The organism is Gluconacetobacter tumulicola (assembly GCF_014174215.1).
GTDB lineage: Bacteria > Pseudomonadota > Alphaproteobacteria > Acetobacterales > Acetobacteraceae > Gluconacetobacter > Gluconacetobacter tumulicola.
In genome coordinates this window covers 90,047-110,641 of sequence record NZ_JABEQL010000010.1, presented here as the reverse complement: position 1 = coordinate 110,641, position 20,595 = coordinate 90,047, and the positions used below count along the sequence as shown (strand labels likewise).

Here is a 20,595-nt window from a genome sequence, read left to right as displayed (position 1 = left end):
CCCCCCTTGTCCGGCGTTAGCAACCGCACGGACCGGCCGCAAGTCCTCATGGGGCACGATCGACCGGGTTCGCCGTGGCCCCGAACTTTCTCATCACGCGCAGGATATTGCTTCGATGTCCGATATTTTACGCGCCACCGAGGCGTTGGTGATCCACGCCAGGGAGGATCTGCGGCTCGACAGGGTGTCGGTGGCCGAACCCGGACGCGGCGAGGTAACGGTCCGGGTTGCATGGGGCGGGATATGCAGTTCCGACATGCATTATCTCAAACATGGCGGGGTGGGCGCATCGGTCCTGCGTAAGCCAATGATCCTCGGCCATGAAATCTCGGGCTTTGTCGAACGGCCCGGGCCTGGCGTCAGCGGGCTGGCGCCGGGCGCCCCGGTCGCGATTCATCCGGCTCGTCCCTGCGGGGACTGCCCCGAGTGTCGGCGGGGGCTGCGCCATCTGTGCCGCGAGACGCGCTTTCTGGGCAGTGCCGCCTTTCTGCCGCACACGGATGGCGGCTTTCGACGCCTGATGACCGTCGCCGCAAGCCAGGTCTATCCGCTACCGCAGGATCTGGACGTACGCAGTGCCTGCCTGGGCGAACCGCTGTCGGTGGCGCTGCATGCCATTGCCCGCACCGGAGACGTGCGTGGCAAGACCATCCTGGTTCAGGGCGCCGGCCCCATCGGGGCGCTGATCGTGGCCGGGCTGGCAATCGCGGGAGCCGGGGCGGTCTTCGCTACCGATCTTCAGAATTTTCCGCTCTCGATTGCCCGCCGGATGGGCGCCACATTCGTCATCAACACCGCATCAGCTCCTTATCTTGCGGAGCATGACATCGTGTTCGAAGCCTCGGGTGCCGCCAGCGCATTGCCGACGGCCATCGCCTGCACCGCCAAGGGTGGCATTCTGGTCCAGGTGGGCATGTTCCCGCACGGCAATGTCGGTATCCCCCTAGGCCAGATCCTCGCGCGGGAACTGGATTATCGTGGTTCATTCCGGTTCGACGCGGAATTCGGCACGGCCCTCGACCTGCTGGCCGCCCATCCGTGGATCGCAGACGGACTGGTGACCCATCGTTTCGGGCTGACGGCGTTCGACGAGGCATTCGCAACATCCCTGAACCGGCATCAATCATCGAAAGTGCTGTTTGACATGAGCGGATAGACCGGAAAACGCTTCCGGCGGTGCTCTGTTCTGAAACGTCAGATATGGTGCAGATGCGACCACGGCATCGCAAAAACGTCTCAAAAAAAGAGAGTGCTCGCGGATCGGGGACAAGCCATTGTCATGGCCTCAGACAGGAGTCTCCGGCCATGCCGCATGCCAGCCCACTGATCACGATTCTGGTCATCGGCCTGACATTGGCCTTTCTGCTGGGGATGGTGGCCACTCGGCTGGGGATCTCGGTGCTGGTCGGCTATCTACTGGCCGGCGTGATGGTGGGGCCCTTCACCCCCGGCTTCGTCGCCGACCAGGGGCTGGCGCCGCAATTGGCCGATGTCGGCGTCATCCTGCTGATGTTCGGTGTTGGCCTGCATTTCTCGGTCAAGGATCTGCTGGCGGTGCGGGCGGTCGCCCTGCCGGGCTCGATCGCGCAGGTCGCGCTGTCGACCGGTGCCGGCATGGGGCTGGGGCTGCTGATGGGCTGGGGCGTGCCGACCGCCCTGATCTTCGGTCTGTCGCTCGGCGTCGCCAGTACGGTGGTGCTGATGCGCGCGCTGGAAGAGCAGCGGCTGATGGAGACCGAACGCGGCCGGCTGGCGATCGGCTGGCTGGTGATCCAAGACGTGATCACCGTGCTGGCGCTGGTCATGCTGCCCGCCCTGATGCCGTTGATGAAGAACGGCGCCACGCATGCCCCTGCCCTGCTGGACCTTGCATGGACTCTGGGTCTGACGCTGGGCAAGGTGGCAGCCTTCGTGGGGCTGATGCTGCTGGTCGGCCGCCGCGTCATCCCTGCCGCCCTGCATTACGTGGCGCGAACGGGCTCTCGCGAACTGTTCCGGCTGGCATTGCTGGCAGTGGCATTGGGCGTGGCCTTTGTGGCGTCGGGCTTTTTCGGCGTGTCGTTTGCGCTGGGGGCTTTCGTGGCCGGCATGGTGCTGAGCGAATCCGCCCTGAGCCAGCACGCGGCCGAGGAAACGCTGCCGCTGCGCGACGCCTTCGCGGTGCTGTTCTTCATCTCGATCGGCATGCTGTTCGATCCCTCGGTTCTGCTGCGCCATCCCGGCGTCCTGCTGGCCGCGCTGGCGGTCGTCTGCGTTATCACGCCGATGATCGTCTTTGCGATTCTGTGCCTGCTGGGGGAACGGCGGCAGACGGCCCTGACGATGGCGGCGGGATTGGCACAGATCGGCGAATTCTCGTTCATCCTGACCACGCTAGGGGCTGATCTGGGACTGGTGGATTCATCGACACGCTCGCTGATCCTCGCGGTTTCGATCTTGTCGATCCTGATGAACCCGCTGGCATTCCTGATCGTCGGGCTGCTGGCGCCATGGGCGGAACGGCGCGATGCCGCGCGGGCCGGCACGGCACCCGACGCAGCGCCCCATGCCGCCGGGCCACTGCGCAACCATGCCGTCGTGGTCGGCTATGGCCGGGTCGGCGCGCTGGTGGCGGAGGGGCTGCTGCGCCGGCACTGGCCGCTGCTGGTCATCGAAACCGGGGACAGCGCGATATCGGCCGTACGTGCGCAGGGAGGCGAGGCCATTCTGGGCAATGCCGCCGATCCGGCCATTCTGGCCGAGGCGAACATCGCGGCGGCACGATTGCTGGTGGTGGCGATCCCCGAGGCTTTCGAAGCTGGGCAGGTGGTCGAACAGGCGCGAACGGCAAACCCGAAGATTACCATCATCGCCCGCGCGCATTTCGACAGCGCGGTCGATCATCTGCGCCAACTGGGGGCGGATATCGTCATTATGGGTGAGCGCGAAATCGCCCATGCGATGCTGGATTATGCCCTGCACGACATGAAAACGCAGTCTCCGCCCGCCCCGCCTCCGACCGGGACCTTCAGGAGGTGAACAGAACCGCCGTCGCCTCCGAAAGCGTCGACATATCCATGGCCCCTGCCCCGGCCAGGACCGCCAGGATGCCGACGCAGAGCAGAACGACGACAAGGGCATTCTCGCCCCCTGCCCCGCAGGATTCGGACGGAAGCACCACCCGGTCGCAATGGTCGCTCATGCGGCCGCCGGGCCGCCCTGACCCGCGCGGAACTGCCGGGTCACTGTCCGTAACAGCACCGCGAGGTCCGGCGAGGTCTCGTTATGTAGGGAACGGACCTTGTCATGGGCCGCGTAGAAACGCCGCGCGTTGAAACCATCCACCAGGATGGCGGCGCCGACGAAAATGCCGTCGACTTCGATGATCGTGGAACTCAGCATGGCGGAATGCCCCTGAACCTTGATGTGCCGGCTTGTTCCGGCCTGCTTCATGACGTGACCGGCGGCCCTCAGGCGGGGCCGCTACAGTCCTCGGGACATCGCTCCCCGATCCAGATCCGTTTCATCATGTCCGCAGCATCCTATATTTCACAACATAAAATAGTGCGTATTTCATAATACAACATTTTGCGACATGTCAATTGATTACACATAGATCACACGTTGTTTTCAAAACATCCGGACAACGCTGCCATCAGCTGAATGGATGACGGGCGCCCGATACCGGAAACAATCGCGGCACACTTGGCCAGCGGGCAGGCAAAGCCGCCCGACCAGGCTGTTTTCAGGATCGCGATGCGGGAGATTTCTGCCGCCGGACCGGCGGGCATCTTGCGCTCTCGGCGCACGCATTGTCTGGGGGGCGCCGTTCGGGCGCGGAAGGGGCGATCGGCGTCAGGAACGCACAGTCGCTACTATCATATCCATAAGGGGCAACGACCCGCCCCCGCAGGGGGCGGCTTCTTCCGAAACCGTGGGGCGTCAGCGGGTGTAGCTGTAGCCGTACTGATCGGCCAGGGCCTGCAGGTCCGGGGCGCCACGCAGGTTCAGCGGCACGGGCTTCGGGTTCTTCGTGCCGATGACGAAATTATGGTCCGTCATGCGCTGGCAGGTATTGGCCGCCAGCGGGAAGCTCAGCTTCAACTCGGCGCTCATCTGGGCCCGCAGGCAGGAGATGTCGGTATCCGTGGGGCGACGCCCGATTTCCGACGAACACCCCGCCAGGAGGATCGCGGCACCGGCAACCCAACCAAAAGCCGTTCCGTTCTTATGCTTCATTCCGACCGCCGCAGCCCTTTTCGGAGCCGTCCATACCGTGATTCGCGCCCGATACCGCCTGAACGGAACGATATCGGGACACTTTGTTTCCAATTAGCTTGCCATGGATCGTCCGCCCGCGATAGGGCGCCGGGTGCATGACAGAATGGCATGGCTCGTTCACGTCTTCATGAATTCATCGCCAACCTGTCGATTGTGCAACAATATCCAACCGCATCCCCCCAGAAATCCAGCAATAATCGGGTTCGGCCTACCACGGGATGGGGGTCATCCCCCTGCATGCATAGGTGTCATTACCCACAATTCGGATGACGGACCCAGCTCCTTCTGAAAAAAATATTGGGGCCCACGACAAGCCATTGCCCAAGCGAGCCGCCGTATCCTTTCGGCATGGCCGCCACGTCATTCCGCCATGCTCAGGTGGCGAAAAGCGAGGTGTCAGAATGAGAATACTCGCCGTCCATCCCAGCGCGCTGATGTACACCAAGGTCTTCCTGCGACTGGAGCCGCTGGGCCTGGAGCTGGTGGCAGGCGCGGCCCGACAGGCCGGGCACGAAGTGAAGATCATTGATCTGCAGGTGGAAACCCACCGCGACTATTGGCGCATGATCGAGGATTTCCGGCCCCACGCTGTCTGTTTTTCCGGAAACTATCTGGCCAACGTGCCGGAGATTGTCGATCTGTGCCGTGGGACGCGCGCGCATGCCGACCGTTTTCCTGTTCGTCGGCGGCCATTCGGTCTCGTTCATCGCCCGCGACATCCTGGAACTGGCCGAGGGCGCGATCGACTGCATCCTGAAGGGCGAAGGTGACGCCACCGTCGGGCAGTTGCTGGACGCACGGCAGGAAGGCGGCGACATCACCACCGTCCCGGGCGTGGTGACATTGACAGGCGAAGGGCCGCCGCCGATCTTCGTCCCGTCGCTGGACACGATCCGACCGGCGCGCGACCTGCTGCGCCATCGCCGCAAATATTTCATCGGCACGCTCGACCCGGCGGCCTTGATCGAATTCGCGCGCGGCTGCCCGTGGGACTGCACGTTCTGCAGTGCCTGGACCTTCTACGGGCGGTCCTACCGCACGGCCAGCCCGAGCGTGATTGCCGACGAACTGGAGGCAATCCGCGAACCGGGCATCTTCATCGTCGACGACGTGGCCTTTGTCCATGCCGAACATGGAATGGCGATCGGCGAGGAGATCAAGCGGCGCGGCATCCGCAAGGAATATTATCTGGAAACCAGCGCCGACGTGCTGCCGCGCAACAAGGAGGTCTTCCGGTTCTGGAAGGAACTGGGACTGAGCTACATCTTTATCGGCATGGAGGCGGTGGACGAGGAGGGGCTGAAGCATTTCCGCAAGCGCGTGTTGCAGGACCGGAATTTCGAAGCCCTGGAATTCGCCCGCTCGCTGGGCCTGATCGTCGCGATCAACATCATCGCCGATCCGTCATGGGACCTGAAGCGCTTCGAGGTCATCCGCCAATGGTGCCTGGAGATCCCGGACATCGTGAACATCTCGGTCGCCACACCCTATCCGGGCACCGAGATCTGGCACCGCGAGGCCCGGCGGTTGACGACGCGGGACTATCGCCTGTTCGACATTCAGCATGCGGTGCTGCCCACCACCCTGAAGCTGGAGGAATTCTACGAGGAACTGGTCAAGACCCAGCAGGTGCTCAACCAGAAACATCTGGGCTGGAACGCGATCAAGGACACGATGGGCCTCGCGCTCCGCTTGGCGCTGCGCGGGCAGACGAACTTCCTGACCATGATCTGGAAGTTCAATTCGGTCTTCAATCCCAAGCTGCAACTGGCCGATCATCGACGCAAGCCGCGCTATGAAATGCCTCTGCAACCCGAGGCCGAGGATAAGGTCGACCGCAAGGCGCTGTATGTCCACAACCCGGCCGGGCGCCGCAGCCGCGCCATCGACGACGCGACCGAGACTTTCGTGGATGAATCCCGGGCTACCCCGGTCGATTAAAAGAGCCGGTTGACGGGACCTGTCTGGCGCCACACCTTTTACATGGCATCCGTCCATGGGCGGGCGCATGGACAGGAGGCCGCATCGCGCCCATGACATCCGCGCAACCCCTCACCCTTCCGCTGGAAGGCATGACCTGCGCCGCCTGCGCCGCGCGCATCGAGAAGGTGCTGAATCGCCTGCCGGGGGTCACCGCGTCGGTCAATTTCGCTGCCGCGACCGCCACGGTGGAGCGTGCGGACCAGACCACGCCGGTCGATGCGATTGTTGGCACGATCCGCAAGGCGGGTTTCGACGTACCGACCCGCCATATCGCCCTGGCGATCGCGGGCATGAGCTGCGCCGCCTGCGCCACCCGCATCGAGAAGGTGCTGAACCGCCTGCCGGGGGTCACGGCGCAGATCAGTTTTGCCGGCGAGCGGGCGGAGATCGATTATCTGCCCGGCCTGGCCGATCCGCCCACCCTGATCCGACAGGTGGAAAAGGCCGGTTACAGCGCCGCCCTGCCCCGCGACTCCAACGATGTGGCCCAGGACGATCCAGCCCGCAGGCGCACCGCCTGGTGGCGGCAGGTGGGGCTTTTCGCGCTGTCACTCGTCCTCACCCTGCCGCTATTGGCCGGCATGGTGACGATGGCAGCCGGCTGGCCCGACCTGTTGCCGATGTGGGTGCAATGGCTGCTGGCCACGCTGGTACAGTTCATCTGCGGCCGGTCGTTCTATCGCCAGGCGTGGAACGCGTTGCGCGGCGGCGGTGCCAACATGGATGTGCTGGTGGTGCTGGGTACCAGCGTCGCGTGGCTGTCCAGCACCGCGACCTTGCTGCTGGGCCTGTCCGGGCCGTTCTATTTTGAATCGGGCGCCACTGTCATCACCCTGGTCCTGCTGGGCCGCCTGATGGAAAGCCGGGCCCGCCACCGCACGCGCGAAGGGGTCGAACGGCTGATGCGCCTGCAACCGCAGATCGCGCATGTCGTGGTGGACGGTGCCGTCGAAGACCGACCGGTGGAGAGCCTGCGCGTGGGCGATGTGTTCGTGGTCCGTCCCGGCGAGAGCATCCCCGTGGACGGCACGATCCTGGATGGGCGGTCGGACATCGACGAATCGATGCTGACTGGCGAACCCGTCCCCGTGGCCAAGGGCGTCAACGATCCGGTCTCGGGCGCCACCATCAACCGCGACGGCGTGTTGCATGTCCGCGCCCGGCGCGTGGGAGCAGACACGACCCTGTCGCGCATTGTCCGCATGGTGCAGCAGGCCCAGGGCAGCAAGGACCCGGTGCAGCATCTGGTGGACCGGGTTTCTTCCGTCTTCGTGCCGGCGGTACTGGTTGTCGCCACCATCACCTTCATCGCCGGCTGGGTGCTGACCGGGCACCCCGGCGGCGCGCTGACCGGCACGATCGCCGTCCTGGTCATCGCCTGCCCCTGTGCGCTGGGGCTGGCGACGCCGACGGCGATCATGGTCGGAACCGGCCTGGGCGCACGGGCCGGGCTGCTGTTCCGCAATGCCGAGGCGCTGGAACGCGTCCACAGGATCACCACCCTGGTGCTGGACAAGACCGGCACCCTGACCGAGGGCCAACCGGGCGTGACCGACATCGTGCCGGCCCCCGGCGTGCCCGTCGCGGCCTTGCTCTCTGCCGCACTGGCGCTGGAAGAGAATTCCGAACATCCGCTGGCGCGGGCCATCGTTGCCCATGCCCTTGCCGCCGGTGCCGTCCCGGCCCCGGTCCGCGCGGTTCGTGCCCTGCCCGGCCGTGGCATCGAAGGCGAGAGCGGGGAGGCGTCCGGCGGTACCTTGCGCCTGGGCTCGGCCCGTTTCCTGTCGGAAGCTGGCTGTGATCCCGACAGTGCCACCGTCGAGCGACTGGAACAGGAGGGGAAGACGGTGATCGGCGTCGCGCGCGAGACCAGTCTGCTGGGTCATATCGCGCTTGCGGACCAGATCCGGCCCGATGCCGCCGAAAGCCTGGCCGCGCTACGCGCACGCGGCATTCGCCTGGTGATGCTGACCGGCGACAATCCCCGCACTGCTGCTGCCGTAGCCAGCCGGCTGGGGCTGGATGACGTGATCGCCGGTGTGCTGCCCGAGGGCAAGGCGCAGGAGATCGCGCGCCGCCGCGCGCCGGGGCAGCTTGTGGGAATGGTAGGCGACGGCATCAATGACGCCCCGGCGCTGGCGGCGGCGGATATCGGCATTGCCATGGGCAGCGGGTCGGACATCGCGCTGGAGACCGCCGACGTGGTGCTGATGCGCGGTGAACTGCGGGGGCTGGTCGACGCGATGGACCTCTCCCACGCGACGTTGGCCAAGGTGCGGCAGAATCTGTTCTTCGCGTTCGTCTACAACGTCATCGGCATTCCGCTGGCGGCACTAGGCTGGCTGGACCCGGCTCTGGCAGGGGCCGCGATGGCCGCCAGTTCGGTCTCGGTGGTCTCGAACGCCCTGCTGCTCAATCGCTGGAAGCCGTCCTTGCGCCAACCCGGGCCCGCGCATAGCTGAAAGACATGGCGACCCCGCCCCATATAACATATTAAGGAGACAGGACAATGGAAACGCTTACGCTGAACATCACGGGCATGACCTGCAATGGCTGCGTCACGTCGGTAAAAAACGCACTGGAACGGACCGACGGCGTCAGCGCCGCCGATGTCACGCTGGAACCCCGCCGCGCCAAGATCAGCTACGACCCGGCCTTCACCTCACCCGCTGCCCTGCGCATGGCCGTCGAGGACGCCGGGTTCGAAATCGCAGCCTGATTTTCTCAAAAAAGGGCGGCGTAGGCTTCGGGCTTGAACCCCACGGTCAGCGCGCCGTCCACATCCAGCACCGGCCGCTTGATCATGGAAGGCTGGGCCAGCATCAGTGCGACGGCTCGTGCCTCGTTCAGATCGGCCTTGTCGGAATCGGGCAGCTTGCGGAAGGTAGTGCCGGAACGGTTCAGCAGGACCTCCCACCCGACCTGCCGGACCCAGCCTTCGATTACCGGGCGCGCAATGCCGCCGGCCTTGTAGTCATGGAATGCGTAGGCCACGCCATGCGCATCCAGCCAAGCCCGCGCTTTCTTCATCGTGTCGCATGATTTGATACCGTAAATCGTGACCGAGCGTACCATGCCGCCTTCCCTCTCCATCCCACCGGAACCGGGCCGGCTGCCGCTGGTCGTGGCGGACCGCGCCTGCCCGGCATCGACACTTTGAAAACAGTCTCTTAATATCACTTTCAAAGCCGCGCCAAATCGGATGAGAGAGCAGGAACAGACATGATGGCACCCCGAAACACGCGTCACCTCCTCGACCGCCTGTCGCGGTCAGCGCGGCTGCTGCCCGTCGCAGCCCTGGCGCTGGCCATGCCACTGCGCGCCCATGCCCAGGCCTCGGTCATCACCGGCAACCAGGTCACCCAGGCAACGGTGGAGACAATCGACCCGGCCTCGGGCGAGGTCCTGCTGCGCGATGCCGATGGCGGGCTGATTACGGTCGATATGCCCCGCTCGGTGCACAACCTTCCCCATATCCAGCCGGGCGACCGGATCAATATCCGTTTCTTCCAGACCATCGGCGCCGACGTCGTGCCCGCCGACGCGCCCCCGCCGGAATCGACCGTGACCTCGGCGCATGGCGTGACCAACCGCCACCCCCATGGCATGATGGTCTCCTTCCGCCGCAAGCGGGTGCGCATTGCGGCGGTCGATGCGGCGCATAACGTCGTCACGACCATTGGCCCGGCCGATGCCACCCAGACGATCACCGTCCACACCAAGGCCATGCAGGCCCTGCTGCCGACCCTGAAGGTGGGCGACACTGTCGACGTGACGACGATGGACGCCGTGTCGTTCGAAGTCCTGAACCGCATCGTCACGCCGTCGACCACCGTGCATGAGGGCACGGGCACCACTGGCGCATCCGGCGCCCCCACGGGCCACTGAGCGCACGTTTTTTCCAGCGCCTGCCGTCACGCACCGCATCCCGGCGCTCCGGCAGGCGTTTTGATCGCGCTCCATAATGATGCCACGCCTGCATGGGACGGAGGCACAGCGCCCACAGGGAAGGAAACACAGGAATGGTGACGATCAACCCGCTGGCCGGCAAACCGGTTCCGCTCTCGCGTCTGATCGATGTCGCGAAACTGACAGCGGCCTACTACGATCTGAAGCCCGATCCGGCCATTGCCGCGCAGCGCGTCGCGTTCGGCACCTCCGGCCATCGTGGCTCGCCATTCCATACCAGCTTCAACGAAGACCATATCCTCGCCGTCAGCCAGGCGGTGTGCGACTACCGGGCCTCGGCCGGCATCGACGGACCGCTTTTCATCGGTATCGACACCCATGCGGTCTCGAAACCCGCCCTCGCCTCGGCGCTGGAAGTCTTCGCCGCCAACGGGGTGGAAACCTTCATCGACGCGCAGGATGGTTACACCCCGACGCCGGTGATCTCCCACGCCATCCTGACCTACAACCGGGGGCGCAGCAGCGGCCTGGCTGACGGCGTCGTTATCACCCCGTCACACAATCCGCCGGAAGACGGAGGCTATAAATACAACCCGCCCCATGGCGGGCCGGCCGATACCAACATCACGAAGATCGTCGAGCGCGCGGCCAATGATTTCCTCGCTGCCAGACTGGCGGGCGTGCGCCGCATCCCGCACGAACAGGCGCTGCGCGCCGCCTGCGTGCATCGGCACGACTACATTACCCCCTATGTCGCGGACCTGGGCGCCGTGCTGGACATGGAGGCCATCCGCGCCTCCGACGTCGCGATCGGCATAGACCCGCTGGGCGGGGCGGCCGTCGCCTACTGGCAGCCGATCATCGAGCACTATCGCCTGAACGCCACGGTAGTCAGCACCGTGGTCGACCCCACCTTCTCGTTCATGACGGCCGACTGGGACGGGCAGATCCGCATGGACTGCTCATCGCCCTATGCCATGGCACGCCTGATCGAACTGGGCAGCCGTTTCGATGTGGCCTTCGCCAACGATACCGACGCCGACCGGCATGGCATCGTCGCCGGCACCGACGGGCTGATGAACCCGAACCATTATCTGGCCACCGCCATCGACTATCTGTTCGCCAACCGTCCGGGCTGGAGCCCTCAGGCTGCCGTCGGCAAGACGGTGGTCAGCAGCAGCCTGATCGACCGCGTCACCACCCGGCTGGGTCGCAGGCTGGTCGAAGTTCCCGTGGGTTTCAAATGGTTCGTAGATGGGCTGATCGACGGGGGATTCGGCTTCGCGGGCGAGGAAAGCGCCGGCGCGTCGTTCCTGCGCAAGGACGGCACGGCCTGGACCACCGACAAGGACGGCATCATCCTTGGCCTGCTTGCTGCCGAGATCACCGCCCGTACCGGCCATAATCCGGGCGTCGCCTATCGCAGGCTGACCGCCGAGTTCGGTACGCCCTATTACGCGCGGATCGACGCCCCCGCCACGGCGCCCCAGAAGGCGCTGCTGAAATCGCTGACGCCCGAGCAGGTCGGGCTGCACGAGCTGGGCGGCGAACCCATCCGCGCCACGCTCACCCGCGCGCCGGGCAACGACGCCGAAATCGGCGGGCTGAAAGTGGTGGCGGACAATGGCTGGTTCGCCGCCCGCCCCTCGGGCACCGAGGATGTCTACAAGATCTACGCCGAGAGCTTCGTCAGCGACGATCATCTGCACCGCATCCAGGATGAGGCAACGACCGCCATATCCGCCCTGTTCGCGACCAACGCGGCGCCGTAATGCAAGCGGGGTGAGGCGCCAGCCTTGCGGCTGGCGTTTCCCCTATTTCTTCCCGTCGCCGAAGATCGCGACATGCGACACACCATCGCGCCCTACCCAGGCACGGTACATGCCGCTGGTGTTGAAGGGCATCGCGATATCGCCCTGGGCATCGACCAGGATCGCACCACCATCGCCACCCAGCGCCGGAATTTCGTGGTTGATGACATCCTGCGCTGCAAGATCCAACGCTTCATGCATCGCGGTCACGCGCATGCAGATCTCATGCGCGGCGACGGTGCGGATATAGAACTCGCCCCATCCCGTCCCGGACATGGCACAGCCGGCATTGGCGTAGGTCCCGGCCCCGATCAGCGGCGAATCGCCCACCCGGCCCCATAATTTGTCGGTCATGCCACCAGTCGATGTTCCGGCGGCCAGATGGCCCTCGCGATCCAGCGCGACCGCGCCGACGGTGCCGAAATGCCGGTCGGTCGTCTCGTCGGCATGCTGGCTGTGCGCCGCGTCCTCCTTGAGTGCCTTCTGCAGTTGGTCCCATCGATGCTGGGTCCAGAAATAAGACGAATCCACCAGCGGAATCTTCTGGGTCTGGGCGAAAGCCTCCGCCCCTGCGCCGATCAGCAGCACATGCTTGGACTGTTCCATGACCACGCGGGCCAGCGTGATCGGATTGCGTACATGCTGCACGCCGGCAACCGCTCCCGCCTGGAGCGTCGCGCCGTCCATGATCGCGGCATCCATCTCGTTATGCCCGTCATGGGTAAAGACGGCGCCCTTGCCGGCATTGAAGTTCGGATCGTCCTCCAGCACCCGGATGGCCGCGACCACGGCGTCCTTCGCCGGCTGCCCGGCCTTCAGTGCCGCGTATCCGGCCTGCAACGCACGCGCCAGCGCCGCCTTCACGATCTGCTGGCGTTCGGCAGACATGTCGGCCTTGATCACCCCGGCGCCGCCATGGATCACCATCACCGGCACCGTATCGGCCCGCGCCTGTCCACCGGACCACAGGCAAGCCGCCAACACCCCGACCGCCATTACCTTCGGACCGATTCTTCTTCCGTTCATTTGTTACCTCGCTGTTTGGCGGCACGGTATCATCGGAACCGAAACGAACAAGGGTCTCGTTCTTTTTTGAAAAAAGCACCCCAAAACCTCTGATCCATTCAGGAGGCTTATGCCGGGGACATACGATGGCCCTGAACGAATAAAGTCTCTTTGCTTCTCTTCATCCGTCCAACCGCTGGATGCGCCGTGCCTCCCGCGCATGATCGCGCAGGATGTCGCCAAGATTGGCCAATAGCGGCACCCCGTCCGATACCAGCACCTTGCCATTGACGATGGTGGTGCCCGCCACGGCGGGCGCGCAGCGCAGCCACGCCTCGACCGGATCGCTCAGCGCGCCGGCGGCCGCAACCTCGGACATCGACCAGACGACCAGGTCGGCGCAGGCGCCGGGCCGCAAATGCCCGATCTCATCCTCCCAGCCCAGACAGGCGGCGCCGCCGCGCGTCGCCATGTCCAGCGCGTCACGCGCCGACATGGCATGCGGACCATGCCGGAATCGTCCCAGCAGCATTGCCATGCGGGTTTCCAGCCACATCGACGCATGGTCGGTCGACGCCGAACCGTCGCAGCCCAGCCCGACGCGCATGCCACGCCGCCGCATGTCCATCGCATCGGCCGTGCCGCCGCCGATCATCATGTTGGAGCATGGACATTGCGCCGTGCAGACCCCGGCATGGGCCAGCCGGTCGACCTCGTCACCCGTCGGGTAGATATAATGCGCAACCCACGAACGCGGACTGGCCCAGCCGACATGCTCGAAATATTCCGTCGGCGTGCAGCCATAGATTTCGGCGCAATAACTGTCCTCGTCGGGATCTTCCGCCAGATGGGTATGCAGGCGCAGATCGTGCTTGTCCGCCAGGCGCGCGGATTCCACCATGATCCGTTCCGACACGCTGAACAGCGAACAGGGCGCCAGCGCCACCCGCCCCATCGCGCCCGGTGTGGGGTCATGGAAGGCCGCCACCAGCCGTTCGCTGTCGGCCAGGATCGTGTCCTCGTCCTGCACCACCGACGCGGGCGGCAGGCCGCCATCCTCGACCGAACGCGTCATCGACCCGCGTGTGGCATGGAAACGGAACCCGATATCCCGCGCCGCGCGAAACTGCGCGTCGATCAGGAATGGCCGGGGATGGACATACATATGGTCCATCGAGGTCGTACAGCCACCCATCAGCAGTTCGACCATAGCGACGGAGGTCGACAGATAGACCGATTCCGCGTCCAGATCGGCCCAAAGCGGATACAGGCCCTTGAGCCATTCGAACAGCGTGCCGTTCGTCACCGGCGCATAGGCCCGGGTGAGGTTCTGGTACATATGATGATGCGCATTGACCAGTCCGGGCGTGACCAGCCGCCCGTGAGCCGAGATCACAGACTTTGCCGCCGGCGCATCCTCGGCCCCATCGCCGACGGCATGGACGCGGCCGTCCTTGACGGCCAGCCAGCCATTCGCGACTTCCCAGTCGCGATCAATGTAAAGATAAGCATTCCTGATCAGCAGATCGACCGTCATGACGGTTCCCCCGGTACCGAATGTCAGGGCGGTGACCACCCTGTCGCGATGAAGCCCTGTCCCGGAGGTGCGAAGTCCGGATCGTCATCAAGTTCGGTACTGAACGGGCGAGAATCAGAGGTTTTTACCAGCGGGCGGCCGCAATGGCCAGACATTTCAGCACGCTTTCACACATCCAGTCCACGGCCTGTCTTGTCGTGCGCGCGATCGCATGGTCAAAATGCCGGCCTCTGAGGAAGTAGCGCGGCACCGCTGCCCGGGACATAATGTGGAGCAGGATATGGCCGACAGATTTCCGACCCTCAGGTTTCGGCACAAGACCGGCCTTCTTCTCGCTCTTCTCGGATCTTTCTCTCTTCCCTCCCACGCCGCGCAGGCCGAAAGCGCTGCCCCGACCTTCCAGATCGTCGAGAGCGTGCCGGAAGAAACCATCTATGGCGAACCGGGTGTCCCGCGTACCCAGCCAGTATGGCTGGACATGATCCGCCATGCCAGCCGAACGATCGATGTGGGGCAGTTCTATATCGCCGATCGTCCCGGCCGCGCGATGTCGGCGGTCCTTCAGGCGCTGATCGAGCGCGCCAATGCCGGCATCCACATCCGTCTGATCGTGGATGACAGCTTCCTGAAGGAAACCTCACCGGTTCTGGAGCGGCTGAAGCCCATCCCCAACATCCAGATCGAGACCCTGCCCACGCATCGTCTGACGGGCGGCGTGCTGCATGCCAAGTTCATGGTCATCGACGGGCGGCAGGTCTTCGTCGGCAGCCAGAACTGGGATTGGCGGGCGCTGGAGGAAATCCATGAGATCGGGGCCGCGATCGACGATACCGCCATTGCCGGAAGCTTCGAGACGGCATTCGACACGCTGTGGGCGCTGGGGAGCGGCCGCACCCTGCCCGAGACGCGCATGCAGCCGCCAGCCGACCGGCCGGTCGCGACCCAGTTTGCCCCCGTTACGCTGCGCGATCCGGGCGGCGAAAGCGTGATCGCCTTCCCCGCCTTCAGTCCGCCGATGATGATGCCGGTTACACTGACGGCGGAAGAACCGTCACTGATCACGATGATCCACGCAGCCCGGCACGTCTTCCGGCTTCAGGTGCTGACGCTGAGCGCCCTGAAACATTACGGACCGAAAGGATACTGGCCCGAGCTGGACACGGCCTTGCGCGATGCGGCAGCCCGTGGGGTGTCGGTGCAGATCATCGTGTCGAACTGGGCGCTGAACGAGCCGATGCAATCCTATCTGAAGAGCCTGGCCGCGATGCCGAACATCGAGGTGAAATTCAGCACCATTCCACAGGCCAGCACAGGCTTCATCCCGTTCGCCCGCGTCGAGCATTGCAAATATGCCGTTGCCGACGACGATGCTGTCTATATCGGCACCGGCAATTGGGAATGGAGCTATTTCAACACCACCGTCGATGCCTCGATCTTCGTCCACGGCCATAACCCGGCCGCGACCCTGAACCGGATCTTCACGCGCGACTGGACGGGCCCCTACGTCACCGCGATCGCGCCCGGCGCACATTATATGCCCATCAAGCCGGGCTAAGAGGCGGAGTCGTCCGCCGTCCTGTTCCCCCTGCCACCTGTCATGCTCGGCAGAACATCGTCGCGCAGCAGCAACCCATGCATCAGTGCCGCTGCGAGATGGACCAGGACGACGCCGAACAGGATGAGCGCCAGCCATGTATGCAGACGGCGCAATACCGCGAACAGGGCCGGGTCGTGCGCCAGGATGGGCGGCAAGACAAAGCCCGACCACATCACCACCGGATAGGCCCCAGCCGACAACATGCCCCATCCCACCAGCGGCAGCGCGATCATCAGGACATAGAGCACGATATGCGACAGCCGCGCCGCCAGGCTCAGGGCCGGTGGCAGCGTGTTCGGCAAGGGCGGGACCCGGATCAGCCAGCGATTGACCAGCCGGACCACTGCCAGCAGCAGGATGCTGATCCCCAGCGGGCGATGCAGATCGACCAGCCGGTGATAGGCCGGCTCCACGGTCGTCACCATGATGATGCCGATGAACAGCATCGCCAGAATCATCGCGGCCATCAGCCAGTGCAGGATACGGGCGAAAAGGGAAAAATGCTCGACCGGATGCATCATGGTTCTCCCAGCCGGATATCGGCCCCGCTGATTGCGCTCGCAATTTCCGGCTCTCCTGACCGCAAGGCAAAAGAGCGGGCATAGACCGCCGATCGCGCGGCGGGGATGGGATCGTCGGAAGGTGCGATTCCCTCGGGCAGGATCAGCGGGTCGTACGTAATGCCCCTGCAGGGGCCGCCATCCTCGCTCTCCGCCCGAACCAGTGTCAGGGTTCCTGCATCGACCTGCCGACGGCCGGCCGGCCAGGCCACGGTCGGATCGGCCGTGACATCCCCGGCCCCGCCGACGGTCACGACCAGGTGCCAGCGCAACGGCCCACGCGCCAATGCTTCGATCAGATCATGAAACAGATAATCGCGCCCCACCCCGGGCCCGGCGGGCGGGCGCGCCGCCTGCTCGGGAACCATTGCCCACCGCACGGGGGTGGTCGTGCCCTCCCCATTGATGAACGTGAAACTGTCGAGGCTGTTATAGGTATCGTCCGCGAAACCCGAGGTCGGGGCGCGTGTCTTCAGCAACGCCAGCGCCTGCTGCGTTTCCGGATGCCGTGCCAGAAAGGCTGCCATGCGTGACGGATCGGGCCCATGTGTCTGCGGATCGGGGCGCGATGCCAGCAGGAAATCATTGAACTCGGCCGCATTACGGACTGGAAAGACAGGGATATCGTTGATCCCCATACGCCATTCGCCGCCATGCGCCGGCATGATCCTCAACGCGAGGCTGCGGACCTTCTCTGGTTCGTCATCCTGAAAGGGCATCCCGCCGGCCAGCGCGAACCGGCCGACGACCGGCGAACGGCTTCTGAACAGCACAGCACGGGAAAGCGATGCCGCCTCCCTGCTGCCCTCGAACCAGCCTTTCACGCAGACGCCCTTGGCATGGTTGCGCCGAAAGCCCGGATGCGGCCCATCGACCAGCCCGAATATTCGCATGAACGTCCCGGGGGTCAGGCGGCCAGGCACCAGCCATCCGGCCGCCAGAGCGAACGCCAGCGCAAGCAGGGTAGGCGCCGCGCATACCGCCGCCAGCCGGAGCCATCCCCCTTTCTCCGCCAGCGTCTCGCGTATCGTTGCCATCATGATGCGTGCTTCCCTGCAATCTGAGGGCAAACGCCGCCGCATGATCATTATTCCAGTGGAGACAATTTATTTTCGCGCTGTCCTGCCGCCTGGATTGAGGCCCGGCGTAAAGCACCCCCTCACGCCGGGCAAGGAACTGTCCGCCTGTCCGATCCGTTCAGACATAAAAAAAACCCGGCCGAGAGGCCGGGTTTTTTCATCAAGCCGGGGCGCTGAACTTACGCCGCCAGCCCCTCGTCCGAAACGACTTCCGGACGCGGGCCGCTATCCTGGCCCTTGGCGGACACATCGCGGTCCACCAGTTCGATCACCGCCATGTCTGCAGCGTCGCCATGACGGATACCCGCGCGGAGAACGCGAATATAGCCGCCATTGCGGGCCTTGTAGCGATCCGCCACGGCCGCGAACAGCTTGGAGACGATCACGTCGTCACGGAGCTGCGCATAAGCCTGACGGCGGGCGTGCAGATCGCCGCGCTTGCCGAGCGTGATCAGCTTCTCGACCACCGGGCGAAGTTCCTTCGCCTTGGGCAGAGTCGTAGTGATCTGCTCGTGCTTGATCAGCGCGACAGCCATGTTGCGGAACATGGCGGCGCGATGGGTGGAGGTAACGCCGAGCTTCCGGCCGGCAACACCGTGACGCATGATAAAGTCTTCCTGTCTTTCCGGTCAGAAGGGCTCGTCGAGCCTCTTGGCCAGGTCTTCAATATTTTCCGGCGGCCAGGCCGGGACGTTCATACCAAGGGACAGCCCCATCGAGGTCAGGACTTCCTTGATCTCGTTCAGGGACTTGCGGCCGAAATTCGGCGTCCGCAGCATCTCCTGCTCGGTCTTCTGCACCAGATCGCCAATATAGACGATATTGTCGTTCTTCAGACAGTTGGCACTGCGGACCGACAGTTCCAGTTCGTCGACCTTGCGCAGCAGGTTCCGATTGAACGGCAGATCGTCCTGCGGCTCTTCGGTCCGGACCGGGCGCGGCTCGTCGAAATTGATGAACAGCTGCAGCTGGTCCTGCAGGATCCGAGCAGCCAGGGCCACCGCATCCTCGGGCGTCACCGCGCCATTCGTCTCGACCGTCAGCAGAAGCCGGTCATAGTCGGTCACCTGGCCCACGCGGGTCGGCTCGACCTTGTAGGACACGCGCTGAACGGGCGAGTAGATGGCATCCACCGGAATCAGGCCGATCGGCGCGTCCTCGGGGCGGTTGGCCGCTGCGGGAACATAGCCCTTGCCGAGATTGACGGTAAATTCCATCCCGAATTTCACGCCCTCGTCGAGGGTGCAGATCACGAGATCGGGGTTCATCACCTCGATATCGTGGCCGGTCTGGATCTGGCCCGCGCGCACTTCGCCCGGCCCGGTGGCCGTCAGCACCATGCGCTTCGGGCCCTCGCCATGCATCCGCAGCGCGAGCTGCTTGATGTTCAGCACGATGTCCGTCACGTCCTCACGGACGCCGGCCACCGACGAGAACTCATGCAGCACGCCGTCGATCTGGATCGCCGTCACCGCCGCCCCCTGCAGGGAGGACAGCAGCACGCGCCGGATGGCATTGCCGAGCGTCATGCCGAAGCCACGCTCGAGCGGTTCCGCCACCACAGTCGCTGTGCGCAACGGCTGCCCGCCCGGCTCGACTTCCAGCTTCTCCGGCTTGATCAGAGATTGCCAGTTTTTCTGGAGGACCAAGGTGATGGCCTTTCAAAACTGATCTGCACCAAGGCAGATGGCACCCGTGCGAACGGGTGCCGGATGACACTCAACCCCGCCGGCGCAAGGGCCGGCGGAAAACGAATCCGAGCCTGACGTTCAGACGCGACGGCGCTTGCGCGGACGGCAGCCGTTATGCGGCACCGGCGTCATGTCGCGGATCGAGGTGATCGCGAAACCGACCGCCTGCAGCGCGCGCAGTGCGCTCTCACGCCCCGAACCCGGACCCGACACTTCGATCTCCAGCGTCTCCATACCGTGCTCGCGCGCCTTGCGACCCGCATCCTCGGCCGCAACCTGCGCGGCGTACGGAGTGGATTTGCGCGAGCCCTTGAAGCCCTGGGCACCAGCGGAAGACCACGCGATCGCGTTGCCCTGGGCATCGGAGATCGTGATCATCGTGTTGTTGAAGGTGGAGAGCACATGCGCCACCCCCGAGATAATGTTCTTCCGCTCTTTCTTCCGAATACGCGGAGCAGCAGCCTTCGCCATAGTCTTCCTGGTCCTGTCTGTTCATCAACGCGAGCCGCGCCGGATGCCCCTGGAAAATCGTAACCGGGGCACCCCGCACTGGCCGCGAATGCGGCTGGAGCCGCTTAGCGGGTAGCCTTCTTCTTACCGGCGATCGCCACCGCCTTACCCTTGCGGGTACGGGCGTTGGTGTGCGTCCGCTGGCCACGAACCGGAAGACCGCGACGGTGACGCAGGCCACGGTAGCAGCCCAGGTCCATCAGACGCTTGATGTTCATCGCCACTTCGCGACGCAGATCGCCTTCAACCCGATATTCGCTGTCGATCAGCTCACGGATCTTCAGGATCTCGTCGTCCGACAGCTCGTTCACCCGGCGCTCGGCCGGAATCTCGAGCTGCTGGCAGATCTGCTCGGCCTTGGTCGGGCCAATGCCATAAATATAACGCAGGCCAATCGTCACCCGCTTGTTGGTTGGGATGTTCACGCCGGCAATACGCGCCACGCCACTTACTCCTCGTCCGCCCGCGTCACTCGGGCCCTTAAGATCGTCGCCGGGGCTTTTCCACACCACCGGCTAGCCGGAGCGTCGTGAACGTGCCGGCACCGCCGGTCAACCCCATCATCAATCGGATTCGTGATCTCTGCCCTTCGTGCCAGCAGGACACGGGAGCCGATACCTTGAGGGCGCGCAATATACCCGCGCGCCCTTGAG

20 protein-coding genes and 1 pseudogene are annotated in these 20,595 nt (G+C 64.6%); 8 read left to right on the top strand and 13 right to left on the bottom strand.

The features are described 5' to 3' along the window. The first annotated feature begins 115 nt into the window (after positions 1-115). Entirely contained in the window at positions 116-1,156 is a 1,041-nt protein-coding gene (locus tag HLH29_RS09505) for an L-idonate 5-dehydrogenase (RefSeq protein ID WP_182966102.1), read from the top strand. A 149-nt stretch (positions 1,157-1,305) separates the two neighbouring features. Next, positions 1,306-3,018: a YbaL family putative K(+) efflux transporter gene (gene ybaL / locus HLH29_RS09500; RefSeq protein WP_182966100.1), complete on the top strand. Its 1,713-nt coding sequence runs from the start codon at positions 1,306-1,308 to the stop codon at positions 3,016-3,018. On the opposite strand, the gene HLH29_RS09495 is transcribed toward ybaL, so the two are convergent. The 4 genes from HLH29_RS09495 to HLH29_RS09480 all read right to left on the bottom strand — a co-directional run bounded on the left by HLH29_RS09495 (position 3,008) and on the right by HLH29_RS09480 (position 4,218). Continuing rightward, positions 3,008-3,181 carry a hypothetical protein gene (locus HLH29_RS09495; protein ID WP_182966098.1) on the bottom strand — a complete coding sequence of 58 codons (174 nt, stop codon included), beginning with the start codon at positions 3,179-3,181 and terminating at the stop codon, positions 3,008-3,010. The genes ybaL and HLH29_RS09495 overlap by 11 nt on opposite strands. Next, a complete protein-coding gene (locus HLH29_RS09490; RefSeq protein WP_182966166.1) occupies positions 3,178-3,381 on the bottom strand; it encodes a hypothetical protein in 204 nt (67 codons plus the stop codon). The genes HLH29_RS09495 and HLH29_RS09490 overlap by 4 nt, the downstream gene beginning before the upstream one ends. A 215-nt stretch (positions 3,382-3,596) precedes the next feature. Next, positions 3,597-3,770: a hypothetical protein gene (locus HLH29_RS09485; RefSeq protein ID WP_182966096.1), complete on the bottom strand. Its 174-nt coding sequence runs from the start codon at positions 3,768-3,770 to the stop codon at positions 3,597-3,599. A gap of 151 nt (positions 3,771-3,921) precedes the next feature. Beyond that, a complete protein-coding gene (locus tag HLH29_RS09480; protein WP_182966094.1) occupies positions 3,922-4,218 on the bottom strand; it encodes a hypothetical protein in 297 nt (98 codons plus the stop codon). 443 nt (positions 4,219-4,661) lie between these two features. On the opposite strand from HLH29_RS09480, the pseudogene hpnR reads away from it, so the two are divergent. The 3 genes and pseudogenes from hpnR (at position 4,662) to HLH29_RS09465 (ending at position 8,962) form a co-directional block, all read left to right on the top strand. Continuing rightward, positions 4,662-6,201 (top strand): annotated as a pseudogene (gene hpnR / locus HLH29_RS09475) (hopanoid C-3 methylase HpnR). 92 nt (positions 6,202-6,293) lie between these two features. Further along, on the top strand, positions 6,294-8,705 hold the full coding sequence (locus HLH29_RS09470) for a heavy metal translocating P-type ATPase (protein ID WP_182966092.1): 2,412 nt from the start codon (positions 6,294-6,296) through the stop codon (positions 8,703-8,705). Positions 8,706-8,752: 47 nt separating this feature from the next. Continuing rightward, the gene (locus HLH29_RS09465; protein ID WP_182966090.1) at positions 8,753-8,962 is read left to right on the top strand and encodes a heavy-metal-associated domain-containing protein; all 210 of its coding nucleotides are present in this window, start codon (positions 8,753-8,755) and stop codon (positions 8,960-8,962) included. A gap of 5 nt (positions 8,963-8,967) precedes the next feature. On the opposite strand, the gene HLH29_RS09460 is transcribed toward HLH29_RS09465, so the two are convergent. After that, positions 8,968-9,318 (bottom strand): ArsC family reductase, encoded by a 351-nt coding sequence (locus HLH29_RS09460; protein WP_182966088.1) that lies wholly within the window; start codon positions 9,316-9,318, stop codon positions 8,968-8,970. A 147-nt stretch (positions 9,319-9,465) separates the two neighbouring features. On the opposite strand from HLH29_RS09460, the gene HLH29_RS09455 reads away from it, so the two are divergent. Both HLH29_RS09455 and pgm read left to right on the top strand, forming a co-directional pair. Next, positions 9,466-10,131 (top strand): preprotein translocase subunit YajC, encoded by a 666-nt coding sequence (locus HLH29_RS09455; protein WP_246374062.1) that lies wholly within the window; start codon positions 9,466-9,468, stop codon positions 10,129-10,131. 134 nt (positions 10,132-10,265) lie between these two features. Beyond that, positions 10,266-11,924, top strand: a complete 1,659-nt coding sequence (gene pgm / locus HLH29_RS09450; protein ID WP_182966086.1) for a phosphoglucomutase (alpha-D-glucose-1,6-bisphosphate-dependent) — start codon at positions 10,266-10,268, stop codon at positions 11,922-11,924. A gap of 42 nt (positions 11,925-11,966) precedes the next feature. On the opposite strand, the gene HLH29_RS09445 is transcribed toward pgm, so the two are convergent. Next, on the bottom strand, positions 11,967-12,989 hold the full coding sequence (locus HLH29_RS09445) for an isoaspartyl peptidase/L-asparaginase family protein (protein ID WP_220791449.1): 1,023 nt from the start codon (positions 12,987-12,989) through the stop codon (positions 11,967-11,969). Between the two features lie 160 nt (positions 12,990-13,149). Next, on the bottom strand, positions 13,150-14,505 hold the full coding sequence (locus HLH29_RS09440) for an 8-oxoguanine deaminase (protein ID WP_182966084.1): 1,356 nt from the start codon (positions 14,503-14,505) through the stop codon (positions 13,150-13,152). A 280-nt stretch (positions 14,506-14,785) separates the two neighbouring features. On the opposite strand from HLH29_RS09440, the gene HLH29_RS09435 reads away from it, so the two are divergent. Then, positions 14,786-16,060, top strand: a complete 1,275-nt coding sequence (locus HLH29_RS09435; RefSeq protein WP_182966082.1) for a phospholipase D-like domain-containing protein — start codon at positions 14,786-14,788, stop codon at positions 16,058-16,060. Here the strand turns inward: HLH29_RS09435 and HLH29_RS09430 are convergent. The 6 genes from HLH29_RS09430 to rpsM form a co-directional block, all read right to left on the bottom strand. Next, positions 16,057-16,623, bottom strand: coding sequence for a cytochrome b (locus tag HLH29_RS09430; RefSeq protein ID WP_246374060.1), 567 nt, complete (start codon positions 16,621-16,623; stop codon positions 16,057-16,059). The two genes, HLH29_RS09435 and HLH29_RS09430, sit on opposite strands and share 4 nt — an antisense overlap. Next, positions 16,620-17,702, bottom strand: coding sequence for a catalase family peroxidase (locus HLH29_RS09425; RefSeq protein ID WP_182966080.1), 1,083 nt, complete (start codon positions 17,700-17,702; stop codon positions 16,620-16,622). Before HLH29_RS09425 ends, HLH29_RS09430 begins: the two co-directional genes overlap by 4 nt. A gap of 218 nt (positions 17,703-17,920) precedes the next feature. After that, positions 17,921-18,346 (bottom strand): 50S ribosomal protein L17, encoded by a 426-nt coding sequence (rplQ, locus tag HLH29_RS09420; protein ID WP_182966078.1) that lies wholly within the window; start codon positions 18,344-18,346, stop codon positions 17,921-17,923. 24 nt (positions 18,347-18,370) lie between these two features. After that, complete coding sequence (locus HLH29_RS09415) at positions 18,371-19,390, bottom strand: DNA-directed RNA polymerase subunit alpha (protein WP_114727510.1); 1,020 nt, start codon at positions 19,388-19,390, stop codon at positions 18,371-18,373. 120 nt (positions 19,391-19,510) lie between these two features. Further along, positions 19,511-19,903, bottom strand: coding sequence for a 30S ribosomal protein S11 (gene rpsK, locus HLH29_RS09410; RefSeq protein WP_182966076.1), 393 nt, complete (start codon positions 19,901-19,903; stop codon positions 19,511-19,513). Between the two features lie 104 nt (positions 19,904-20,007). After that, positions 20,008-20,385: a 30S ribosomal protein S13 gene (rpsM, locus tag HLH29_RS09405; protein WP_114727509.1), complete on the bottom strand. Its 378-nt coding sequence runs from the start codon at positions 20,383-20,385 to the stop codon at positions 20,008-20,010. Between the last annotated feature and the right edge of the window lie 210 nt (positions 20,386-20,595).